9 protein-coding genes are annotated in these 11,532 nt (G+C 43.5%); 4 read left to right on the top strand and 5 right to left on the bottom strand.

All coding sequences use genetic code 11. From position 1 onward, the window contains the following. Positions 1-80: 80 nt before the first annotated feature. A complete protein-coding gene (locus tag U0033_RS05865; protein ID WP_072365014.1) occupies positions 81-509 on the top strand; it encodes a hypothetical protein in 429 nt (142 codons plus the stop codon). On the opposite strand, the gene U0033_RS05860 is transcribed toward U0033_RS05865, so the two are convergent. Continuing rightward, on the bottom strand, positions 453-902 hold the full coding sequence (locus U0033_RS05860) for a hypothetical protein (RefSeq protein WP_143150921.1): 450 nt from the start codon (positions 900-902) through the stop codon (positions 453-455). The genes U0033_RS05865 and U0033_RS05860 overlap by 57 nt on opposite strands. A gap of 251 nt (positions 903-1,153) precedes the next feature. Here U0033_RS05860 and U0033_RS05855 point away from each other — a divergent pair, with 251 nt between their 5' ends. Then, positions 1,154-3,544: an outer membrane beta-barrel family protein gene (locus U0033_RS05855; RefSeq protein WP_072365012.1), complete on the top strand. Its 2,391-nt coding sequence runs from the start codon at positions 1,154-1,156 to the stop codon at positions 3,542-3,544. Positions 3,545-3,611: 67 nt separating this feature from the next. Here U0033_RS05855 and U0033_RS05850 read toward each other — a convergent pair whose 3' ends face one another. The 3 genes from U0033_RS05850 to U0033_RS05840 form a co-directional block, all read right to left on the bottom strand. Then, positions 3,612-3,938, bottom strand: a complete 327-nt coding sequence (locus tag U0033_RS05850; RefSeq protein ID WP_072365010.1) for a YceI family protein — start codon at positions 3,936-3,938, stop codon at positions 3,612-3,614. A 154-nt stretch (positions 3,939-4,092) separates the two neighbouring features. After that, on the bottom strand, positions 4,093-5,211 hold the full coding sequence (locus U0033_RS05845; RefSeq protein ID WP_143150920.1) for a hypothetical protein: 1,119 nt from the start codon (positions 5,209-5,211) through the stop codon (positions 4,093-4,095). Between the two features lie 549 nt (positions 5,212-5,760). Continuing rightward, positions 5,761-5,994: a hypothetical protein gene (locus U0033_RS05840; RefSeq protein WP_072365007.1), complete on the bottom strand. Its 234-nt coding sequence runs from the start codon at positions 5,992-5,994 to the stop codon at positions 5,761-5,763. Positions 5,995-6,248: 254 nt separating this feature from the next. On the opposite strand from U0033_RS05840, the gene U0033_RS05835 reads away from it, so the two are divergent. Beyond that, positions 6,249-7,190, top strand: a complete 942-nt coding sequence (locus U0033_RS05835) for an MBL fold metallo-hydrolase (RefSeq protein WP_072365005.1) — start codon at positions 6,249-6,251, stop codon at positions 7,188-7,190. A gap of 164 nt (positions 7,191-7,354) precedes the next feature. Here the strand turns inward: U0033_RS05835 and U0033_RS05830 are convergent, their stop codons facing one another. Continuing rightward, a complete protein-coding gene (locus U0033_RS05830; RefSeq protein ID WP_072365003.1) occupies positions 7,355-9,589 on the bottom strand; it encodes a glycoside hydrolase family 3 N-terminal domain-containing protein in 2,235 nt (744 codons plus the stop codon). Positions 9,590-10,037: 448 nt separating this feature from the next. On the opposite strand from U0033_RS05830, the gene U0033_RS05825 reads away from it, so the two are divergent. Then, entirely contained in the window at positions 10,038-11,519 is a 1,482-nt protein-coding gene (locus tag U0033_RS05825) for a M28 family metallopeptidase (protein WP_072365001.1), read from the top strand. Positions 11,520-11,532 lie beyond the last annotated feature (13 nt).

Below are 11,532 nucleotides of genomic sequence, written 5' to 3'. Positions count from 1 at the left end.
CTTATTATATCCATCACAGAACCACTTCCCGTTTGCACCCATGATGTGCTTCCTTTTTATTTATATCCTACCTTTGCATCATGTTCGATATCTTAAATAAATACAAAGACCAGGGGCATTTCTTCCTTACACCAGAAAATAATCTTCAATCAGTCAGCAATGCGCCCACTGATAAAGGCGGGGTATTCATTATCTATGCACTCAAAAAAGGTCGGGTAGAAATGATCTATATCGGGCATTCAGGCAAGCTTGAAAAGGACGGCAGCTTCTCCAATAAAATGGAAGGCTTAAATGATGAAATCGTCAATGCTAACCAGTTTGGCAAAACCCCCGCTCATATCGCCTGGAAAAAACAAATGATCCGGGAGAATATCGAAGCATTAAATATCTACTGGTACGTAACCTACGATGCTGAACACAAAGATTGTCCTGATGTGTTAAAGAAAAATTTACTAAGACAACACCAGGATATTTTTGGCACATTCCCCAAGTGGAATAAATCCGTATAAAATAGCATGCCCCCGGGAAGTAAGTCCTTCTGCTTTACTGTTTACATACGCCACCGTAAACTGATCAGCATGATTAAACCGTATCGTATTCTCCTCCATCCGCACCATTGGTTGTGCCACCGGTCTATAAAGAACATGGTCATCTGCATTCAATGCAAGACTAAATGACCATTCCCCGGCTCCCTGGGGATTAATGCCCATTGCCTGGCCGCTAAACGAGGCACGCAGCCGGTGCTTCCGGTTCGGACTTTCATACATACCAGCAGGACTGTGCCAGCTAATAAAGTACTCGCTACGCGACAAATACTGACGCAAATCATTATGCGGAGCTGTATTCGCACGTACGGTACACATTGAAAACAGGAATAATGTAAAAAGTAGCTGTCTTTTCATGGGGCGGTTTTATAGGGTTCAAAACAAATGTCAGGTTGAGGGTATTGGGATTCATGGGTTAATGCAATCGCTCCGCTAAAATAACGAATTCCGGGCTTATCAGCTTAACTAAAATCAATCATTAAGTCCGCACGGAACCTGACAAGGATTACGCCTTTTTTGCGATAATAGCGTAAGCTCCGCTGATTGTGATCATCTTTTCTGGGGAATCATTGGTTTTACCTTTAACCTTCTAATTATACGTTGCGAACATGAAAGCACTGTTTAGGTTATTGATAACCTGTATTCCGTTTCTTACTTTACAAACTTCTTATTGCCAGACTATCTCCGGGCAGATTACCAATAAAAAACACCAGGCCATAGAATCTGCTACCCTGCATGTTTTTAAAGACACCTCTTTAATTAATACAACTATTTCAGATAGTGAGGGGCGATATATAATAAAAGGGATGCCTGCCGGTGGCGGCAAGATCCTTATATCCGCCATTGGCTATACCAGGCAGGAAATTGGCCACTTGCCCCAGCAGGATACGGTGATCAATCTCCAGTTGACTGAAGAAAAAAGCCTGAAAGAAATCGTTGTTAATAGCCGGAAAAAACTGGTTGAGATCGAGGGCGACAAACTGGTGTTTCACGTAGAGAAAAGTATCATGTCTGAAGGGATGGATGCTTATACCGCACTGCAAAATACCCCCGGCATCACCATCAATGACCATGAGATCCGGCTGGTAGGGAAGGGGAGCGTAGCGCTGATGATCAATGAAAAGATCTCCCACATACCCCCGGATGCATTGATGAATTACCTGAAAAATCTCCCGGCATCTGACATCGCTGACATCGAAATTATTTCCAACCCCTCTGCCCAATACGAAGCAGCAGGGAATTATGGACTGGTCAATATCGTGATGAAAAAAAGTGCCCTCCTGGGATATAACGGAGATGTATACATGAAATTCAAGCAAACCAAATTCCCCATGTATAAGACCGGTACCTCTTTTTATTACACCAGGCCGAAGACAAAGGTTAATGCCGGTTTGAACTGGGGAGATGGCTCTTACGAGCAATGCATTGAGAACACCATTCATTACCCTTCCCAGAAATGGGAATCTGAGGAACCTGAGCGGCAGTATAACCGCCAGTTGTCAGGCAATTTCGGCCTCGACCAGGAACTCTCTGAAAAAAGCAATTTCAGCCTTGATTATACCGGATTTTACCAGCATCCCAACATGCTGCAAAAATCAAAACTGGATATATTTAATGAAGAAGAAAAGCTGGACTCCTCACTGACATCCAGCAGTCTTACAAAACAAACAGTCAATAACCATACTGTCAATACCCAGTTCACGCATAACTTTGATGCCGCCGGCAAAAAGAAGATGATCCTCACAGCCGACTATATTTACTATAGCGCCAGGAAGGACATGCCTTTTTCCAGTATAACCAAAGACGCTGACGAGGTAGTCATTTCTGATCCCGAACATAAGTCTTTGTCAAAAGGATTTCAGTCAAGCCACATCGGTACAATCAATGCACACTTTATTTTCCCACTTAGCAACGGGGAATTAAATTACGGGGCAAAATTGAGCTTTACAGAAAATAAAGATGATGTGTCCTTTGCCAACTGGGAGAAGGATGCCTGGCAGCTGGATTCCAACCAGACTAACTTATTTTACTACCGGGAAAATACGCAGGCCGTATTTGCGAGTTATAAACACGCTTTTAAAAAATGGGATTACCAGTTCGGGGTACGTGGTGAATATACGGAGTTAAAAGGCGGTTATGATAAAACATTCGCACAACTGAATACGGACTATTTTAAGATCTTCCCAACCGTATATGTCAATTACAAGCTCAATGAGGATCATAGCTTTTCCCTGACTTATGGCAAAAGAGTGGATCGCCCGGCGTATTTCCAGCTAAACCCTTTCCGCTGGCTGGTGAGCGAGTATACTTATGTGAACGGTAATCCTACCCTGCAACCGGCCTATGTGCACAATGTAGAGCTGTCTCACAATTACGCCGGTGTATTGCATACCAGTATTTTTTATAGCAGGGAGAATGATGGCATCACCCAGTTGAATATGGTGACAGCAGATAATCAGTACCAGTTTATCATGGTAAAGAATGCCTACAACAAAAACCTGATCGGTCTGCATGTATTCTATTTGCTGGATAAAATAAAGAACCTGGAAAGCAGCATCCAGGGCTCACTGACATACCAGGAAAGCAAAATGTTGGTAGCAGGTACTGTACCTTCCTCAGAAGGATGGAATTACAACCTTGCTATCGAAAACGAGGTATTTATGAATTCCTCCAGGACCATCTTAGGCTCCTGCGAATTTGCATACAATTCATCCAGTGTAGAAAATGTCTATAACCTCCAGGCATATTCTCATCTGGATGTGGGCCTGCGTTTCATCCTGATGCATGAGCATTTATTATTGGATCTGAGTGGTAGTGATGTATTTAATACTAATATTATTAAGTCCAGGTGCATGCTGAATGGCATTGCTCAAAACAGGGTATTTGATGCTGGTGAAATGGGCTTGAATATAGGATTGCGTTACAGGTTTGGTAATTTTAGATTGAAAAAAGAAGAGAAAGAATTTGGTGCAGAGGATGAAAGGAACCGGTTGAAATAGGCAGGTTTACAAACTTTATTTTGCACACGACTATACGAATGAAATATACGATTATTTCTGGAGGGCTTTAACCCTCCAGAAATTCTGCACTACCAATAATACTCACCGTTTCGCCCAATAACTTTTCTCCCGTCTCCGACAGCCTGCTAAACGTAATTCCATAATCATTCCTGTTGACTTTCCCCGCCATCGAAAGCCCCATCCGTGTATTCCCCTGCGGGTCCAGGATAATTCCCCCAAACTCGATTTGTAGGCTGATTGCCTGACTCAGCCCCCGCATTGTCAGTCGGAAAACTCTCGCAAAAGCGAATAATAATCGTTTATCCATCCTTTGAGCAAATTTCGTGGATTGATGCGAATGTTCTTTGCTTTGATGAGTAAACATACGTTTCATGTTTTATAATTGATCTTGTTCTTTGTGTCTCCCCAATTCATTACTAATTCTTACAGCGATTTATAAAAATCAACTTATTTGATGAGCTGTCCGAATACTTTATGTTCTCGAAATTGTTAGGGTAGTTGTTCCGTCATTTGTTGGGCATTTAGTTCTAAAGAGTCGTCTTTCGTAGTTCATCAGGGAAAGTAGCAAAAAATAAGTTCAAGAAGCTCGGTTCATATGGAAATGTCAGATTTGAATAACGCTTCGTTTTGTGTCCGCAGTATTTATTGACGACACATCCTGCACATTTCCGCATGTTCAGTCGATCGACTTGAAAGGGAGAACTTCCGTTTTGCTTCAACTGTTGAACACCATTTACAGCATTATTGTAAAGCGCTTCTGTTTGGTCGTTAAGATTAATTAACTTCCCAACAACCTTGTGTATGTATGGTTCGTCATTGTTTTTGTCGTAATACCAATATAAAAGATAGCCGTACTTAATAGGGTAATCTAACAAATTCTTTATGTAGGAAACAACCTGAACAATGTGGTTACTGAAGAAATATCCTTTATATTTTGACCATTGCTCTTGTTCGTTCATTGCTTCTTTCGCTGCAAGTTCATCGTATATTAGTCCGCATTGACTATCGTTCCCAACAAAACCCTCGTTCTTTGCTGGGTCACGCTTATAGTGAAACTTTTCTTCTACGACAAAATAGTTGTTTTCTTTATCTTGGAAGATATAGTCTGGTACACCAACCCAATTGCCATTTACAAACTTTCGGTCTTGATCTTGATGTCCAGAGAAGATGAGCCGACTTGAACGAAAAGGAGAACCGTCCAAGTCATTAGATGAAAAATCCACTCCATATTCTTCTTGCCAAGTGGTTTTTGCAGCAAGTAGTTGCTCGTGCATTATTTTGCCAGTTTCGGTGAACTCTTCGCCTGAAGGTTGTTCAATTATGAATGAATTACTAATCGCGAAGCTTGCCGGACAGTATTCATAATTTGCTATGTCTGTAGCCGAAAATGATGTTTTTTGTTTCGCTAACTTGATTGCCTTTGGTGACTTTTTTAAATCAAGTTCAGCTTTGATTAAGTCAATGCAATCACTTACTGAATATTGCCAGCCAATCCCGCTGTAATACCGACCGCTTGGAAAACTCACCATTCGTCCGTAAAGTTTTTCCAAATGTTGCAGGTAAGCTTCTATGTCAGCAGAGTTACTCATGCCAATTTTCTTTAGCATGAAGTCCGCAAAAATCTTTTGTTTGTAACTGTAACTCACTTTCGTAGTTTGTAGTTTTCGGAATTGCGCATAATGCTTGTATTTTTGCTATTGTACGCTTTTTTCAAAAGGGTATAATTTTTACAGATCGTTCCTTTTTGAGCCTCTTGGCCAAATATACATAGCTTTCGCCGGATGGCGTAAATGCAATAGTGAAAGTTTAGTCCGATTAGCAACACTTAATCTTCATTGTCGGACTGCTTGGATGCTTATTTTTAAGATGTCTGCCAATCAGTTTTATCGGTATTCCTTTTTGCACTAGGTTGCCGTCAGTTAATGTAAACAACAAACTTAGTTGGCCAGTTTGTTGCGTTTTTAAACAGTTTATAAAATCCCAGACGATAGGTATATGATACAAGATATCTTATGCAGGATAGGCTGAAAAGATCTTTCGAAACAGTAGCCTACTGGTTAACTATAACAAAGAAACGGATTTTTACAAGATTGCCTATAAATAGCTTTTTGGATTGCTCGATACGTTATTTTACAACCCTAAAATAGTAAGATATAAAAATTGTTCAAAAAAGCGAAAACGGGATCTTACCACACCTATTTTCTTTCCCTAGGTAATTCCTTCGCCCTGATGTCGATTCTTTTAAGATCTATCCCATGACTGGTATGCCCCGCCAGCATGAACACCAGGAAATAATGTGGCTTCCGGTGAGTAAGACCGAATTGCGCCAGCCGGTCCGGAGGGATCCTCCCAAAAGTCGGGGTGATCAGGCGCATTGGCAAACTGCTATGCTGCGAATACAGCTCCAGGAAAGTGGGTTCGTTAGACATGTAAATAAAGGTACAATTTCTAATTTTTATGTAATTTCCATCCCTTAGAACTGTGTAATTAAATTTATCCGCTCAAACTTTAGCAGGAACCATGAGTAACGAAAGAATCTTTTTTGTTGAAGGAGACAGCCCCTCCATGTTAGCGGCCTATAAGAAAGCCCGGGATACATTCAAATATTTCTGGAGGGAATTATCCTGTACTTTACAAAAGCATTGAACTGGGAGCATATTATCCCCTTATTAAAAAAATAATCATGAAGTCTGTATTCACTGCACTTACCATCGTATTTTCCCAGTTTGCATATGCACAAACATCCTTCCAGGTCATCCCCCTGGGTGTGAAGGGCGGTACGGACGAAAGTAACCTGTCCGCCTATATGATCGCTCCCGTGGGGAGTGATAACTATGTATGCCTGGATGCCGGCACCCTGCATTACGGTATCGAAAAAGCGATACACGCAAAACTGTTAAGTGGGAATGCTGCCGATGTACTAAAAAGAAATATAAAGGGATTCCTGATCTCCCACGGGCACCTGGATCACCTGGCAGGGATGGTCATCAATTCTCCGGATGATAGTACCAAGCAGATCTACGGCCTGGATTATTGCCTGGATATCCTGAAGGATAAATATTTCAGCTGGAAGAGCTGGGCGAACTTTGCGGACGAAGGGGAGAAGCCTTTGCTGAACAAGTATCATTATACCCAGCTAAGCCCTGGAATAGAAGCGCCATTGCAAAATACAGGCATGCAGGTGACTGCCTTCCCGCTGGCACATTCCAGCCCATACCAGAGTACCGCTTTCCTTGTAAGGCATAATGAGGCCTATGTGCTCTATTTGGGTGATACAGGGGCAGATTCCGTCGAGCATGCTGACAAACTACATCAATTATGGCAACAGGTAGCACCCTTGCTGAAATCCAAACAATTGAAGGGCCTGTTTATAGAAGTATCTTTTGCCAATCAGCAAGCAGATAAATTGTTATTCGGACACCTGACGCCTCATTGGCTGATGTCGGAATTGCAGGACCTGGCTTCACTGGCAGGAGCGTCCGCTTTGAAGGATTTCCCGGTGGTAATTACACATATAAAACCAGGTGGAAACAGGGAGCAGCTGATCCCGCAACAGCTGAAGGCCTATAATCCCTTGCAGGTGAAGTTGATTATTCCTGAGCAGGCGAAGCTGCTTAGATTTTAAATAAACAGGTATGATATTAATGCAAGAGGAGCTGTATCATGAGTAAAATGAAGGTCCTAAGAATGGCTTGAAAAAGTTTTCTCTCCCGTCAGGAACCCAAATAAAAATGGGCTGTCTCTAACTTTAGAAGACAGCCCATTTTTTTACAAATAAACAATAAAAAACTACTCGTATTTAAATCCAGCTTTCAATCCACCCACGCTCACTGTAAAATCTCCTGCTTCTGTCACCCGTTGCAACTGCCAGTTGATAAAAGAAAGCCTGTCCTTATCAATCGCAAACTTTACCGTCTTTGTCTCACCCGGTTTCAGCTCTATCTTCTCAAACCCACGCAGGCGTTTAACCTCTGGTGTTATACTCGCTACCTCATCACTCACATACAATAACACCGCTTCTTTACCCGTTACTTTCCCGCTGTTGGTCACATCTACACTTACAGTGATCGTTTTGGTAGCAGCACTCAATACCTCGCTGCTCAGTTTCAGATTTGAATAGGCAAACTGTGTATAGCTCAAACCAAATCCAAACTCCCACTGTGGATTATACCCCGCTGTCTCGTCAAACTGCAAGGTCTCTGTATACTTGTGATAATAATTCACCAGGCTATTGGTAGACCTTGGATATGTATATGGCAGTTTACCGGAAGGGTTGATCTTACCCGCCAGCACATCCGCAATTACATTTCCACCTTCATTCCCTGCCAGGTAGGCGTGAATCACTGCGGCACTCAATGGCTCGATGGCAGAAATGATCCTTGGACGACCCTCTGTCAGCACATACACAATCGGCTTACCAGTAGCTGCCAATGCTTTCGCCAGTTCTATCTGGGCATCAGAGATCCTGATATCCCCGATATTACCGGGTGTTTCGGTATAGCTGGTTTCACCAATGCAAAGCACAATCACATCTACATTCGCCGCTTTCGCTACAGCGTCTTTCACGTCCAGTGTCTTATCAAAATCAGCCCCGGCACTATATTCCACATTCCCTGCTCCAAATACATTCCGCATGGCCTCTAAGATCGTGTTCTTATCTTTTTCGGTTTCATCGCTGGTGATACCCTGCCAGATCCTTGACCATCCACCGTTCAAAGAACGCATTGAATTAGCAGAAGGACCCGCTACCAGGATCTTTTTACCTACACTCAAAGGGAGGATATTATTAGTGTTCTTCAGCAATGTGATACACTCTGCAGTCAGGTCATAGTTCAGCTGGTTATGGGCAGCACTGTTAAACAGCGGATAGTCTTTCGCGTTGCCCACCGGCATTTCAAACAGTCCGGTTTCATATTTCACTTTCAGGATCCTTCTTACTGCATCATCAATCCTGGTCATCGGGATCTTTCCTTCTTTTGCCAGGGCTATCAATGCTTCGGTAAAGGTGAAATCAGTCGGCACCATACTCATATCAATCCCTGCATTGATGGCAATCATAACGGCCTCTTTATTATCTTTCGCGATCCTGTGGCGTTGGTACAGGTATTGAATATCCTGCCAGTCACTCACCACGAGCCCTTTAAATCCTAATTCACCTTTCAGTATATCGGTCAGTATATGTTTGTTAGCATGCACGGGCAGTCCGTTGATCTCAGCACTGTTCACCATTACACTCTTTGCACCTGCTTTTACGGCAGCTGCGAACTGTGGCAGGAAGTACTCTCTCAGTTCTCTCTCCGGGATCCAGGCTGGAGTGCGATCATGGCCGCTCAGTGGCATACTGTAACCCAGATAATGTTTGAGACAGGCAGCTACATGGTATTTGTCAGTCACCAGGGCATCTCCCTGGTATCCCTGTATCACCGCTTTACCCATTTCTGCTACCAGGTACGGATCTTCGCCGTAGGTCTCCCAGATGCGGGGCCAAACGGGTTGTCTGCCGAGGTCCAGTACCGGGCTAAAATTCCAGGGAATAAAGGAAGCGCGGGTTTCATAAGCAGTCACCGCAGCTGCTTTCTTAGCCATAGCAGGATTGAAAGACGCTGCCTGCGCAATCTGCTGTGGGAACATCACTGAATTTAAAGTATAGTTATTCCCCCTGATGGCATCTATACCATACAGTACGGGGATTTTCAGTCTTTCCTGCAGGGCCAGTTGCTGGATGGTTTCAATTCTTTTCCGCCATACCTCTACCGTTTGGGCGTTGCCGCCGACATTTAAAATAGAACCTACTTTATATTTTTTAATGGCCATTTCCAGCTTTGCCATATCAAATTCATGGGGTTCGTTCAATACGCCATTGGTGGTTTTCAAAAAGGCTTCCACGCTGATCTGGGTCATCTGCCCTGCCTTTTCTTCCAGCGTCATTTGCTTTAGGAGTGCCTCCACTTTTTGATCGATCGATTGGGTGTAACCATAGAATGATGTTGCGACTATTGCAACCAGTAGGAGAATTTTTTTCATAAGTGTTATTGAATTTAGAATTGTAGTCTTTTATATCAGGCTCGCAGGTTTCTCTGTACCCGTCCGTTAGCAGGTGATCGTTGAAAAACGTGGCATTCCTTTTATTATAGTTAACTACGTAAATGTATGCTAACTTATGACACAGGTGTAGTACTTTTTTATCTTTTTCATTGCATTTAATTCAATACAGAACTGATAATTGTAAGTTTTACACCAATACTTTTATAACACATTGATTTTAAATGTATTTTATTTGAACTAACTTATTGCGTGTTCCCCAACCCGGTATCGGTTATTTTCATAAAACCCGGCCCCGGATGATGCCAGTTATATGTAGTCTTAAGTACGGCCGGTGAACAGGTGATGACGGTAGTAAATTGTGTGCTGTTCTCATTGGAGCCAGATTCCGTAATTTTGCAGGCAGTTAATCATATAATAGTAATACCGCATGAGAAAAGAGCATTTATTCATTTCATTTTTCCTTAGTACGATCTTATGCGCCGGCGGGCAGGCATATGCACAATCGAAAGGCACCGCCATCGCAGCTATTCAGCAGGAAGAGATCAGGAAGGACCTGTTTACCCTGGCGGATGATCATTTCAGGGGGAGAGAAGCAGGTACCCTGGATGAACTGAAAGCGTCCATGTGGGTGGCAGAACAGGCGCGTAAAGCAGGTTTGGAACCAGCAGGCGATGATGGTACCTATTTCCAGTTTTATTCATTGGTTCGTGAGCGTGTAAGCGATCGCAGTACTGTTAAAATTGGTAACCGCACCTTTGATCTCTGGAAAGATGTGATCGTATGGGAGCCTTGCTTTGCCGCTGTAGATGCGCCGATCGTGTATGTCACAAACCCTGATAATGCAGATGAAGCTGCTGTAAAAGGAAAGGTGGTAGCCCTGCAATTTACAGAACAGGGCCAGAGCGATCCGCGCAAAGTGATTCCCTGGAGATATGTTTCCTTTGTGGTGCGTGACTGGGCACAGAAGCTGGCAAACAAAGGAGCAAAGGCAATCCTCTTTGTATCAGATGACAGGGCGGAGCAGGCATGGAACAGGGCGATTCCTGACCGTACCCGCGGTACCTATCGTATAGACGGCAGGCCCTCCAGGCAATTCCTGAAGGATATCCCGATCGTATGGGTGAAGAAAGAAGCGCTGGACCTGGTGCGTACACCGAACCAGACCTTCCAGGCGAATATATATGGCGAAGCTTTTACTTATCCATCTGTAAATGTGGTGGCAAAAGTAAAAGGTACTGATCCTGCACTGGCCAAAGAATATGTATTGTTCAGCGGGCATACAGATCATGATGGGGTGCGCGAAGTAGAGCCGGGTAAAGATTCAATATTGAATGGGGCTGATGATAATGCCACTGCCTGTGTAGCATTGCTGGCGATAGGCCGGGCATTCCACCAACTGCCGGCTAAGCGCAGCGCTTTGTTTGTATGGCATGGTGCGGAAGAACGCGGATTGCTGGGCAGCTATTATTATGCGGAGCATCCTACAGTACCGGCGCAATCATTGGTGGCAGTATTGAACGCAGATATGATCGGTATGAACTCCCCGGATAGTGCGGGTTTGCTGGGTATCACACCGCCTCATCTGAATTCATCAGACCTGGCGAGTATTGCGCTGGCAGAAAATGAGAAAGGACCGAAATTTAAGTTGGATACAGCATGGGATAAGGCTACTCATTTTGAAGGATTTTATTTCCGCAGTGATCACCTGCCTTATGTAAGGAAGAATATTCCTGCGATATTTTTTACCACACTGACACATCCGCTGTATCATACACCAGCTGATGAAGCGGCGACTATTAATATAGGGAAGCTCACGAAGATGACGAAGTGGATGTATGCCACTGGCTTTAGCGTGGCAAATGCGGCGAACAGACCAAAGATCGTGGAAGGATTTAAGCTGGAGAAATAGGGGTGCAAAATAT

It is taken from the genome of Chitinophaga sancti (assembly GCF_034424315.1).
Taxonomy (GTDB): domain Bacteria; phylum Bacteroidota; class Bacteroidia; order Chitinophagales; family Chitinophagaceae; genus Chitinophaga; species Chitinophaga sancti.
Note: the sequence above shows the minus strand (reverse complement) of the source record. Positions and strands in the feature narration are given on the sequence as shown.

Coding starts and splice junctions, on each gene's coding strand:
- U0033_RS05835 (WP_072365005.1), top strand. CDS start 6,249: ATGAAGTCTGTATTCACTGCACTTACCATCGTATTTTCCCAGTTTGCA.
- U0033_RS05860 (WP_143150921.1), bottom strand. CDS start 902: ATGAAAAGACAGCTACTTTTTACATTATTCCTGTTTTCAATGTGTACC.
- U0033_RS05825 (WP_072365001.1), top strand. CDS start 10,038: ATGAGAAAAGAGCATTTATTCATTTCATTTTTCCTTAGTACGATCTTA.
- U0033_RS05830 (WP_072365003.1), bottom strand. CDS start 9,589: ATGAAAAAAATTCTCCTACTGGTTGCAATAGTCGCAACATCATTCTAT.
- U0033_RS05850 (WP_072365010.1), bottom strand. CDS start 3,938: ATGAAACGTATGTTTACTCATCAAAGCAAAGAACATTCGCATCAATCC.
- U0033_RS05855 (WP_072365012.1), top strand. CDS start 1,154: ATGAAAGCACTGTTTAGGTTATTGATAACCTGTATTCCGTTTCTTACT.
- U0033_RS05840 (WP_072365007.1), bottom strand. CDS start 5,994: ATGTCTAACGAACCCACTTTCCTGGAGCTGTATTCGCAGCATAGCAGT.
- U0033_RS05865 (WP_072365014.1), top strand. CDS start 81: ATGTTCGATATCTTAAATAAATACAAAGACCAGGGGCATTTCTTCCTT.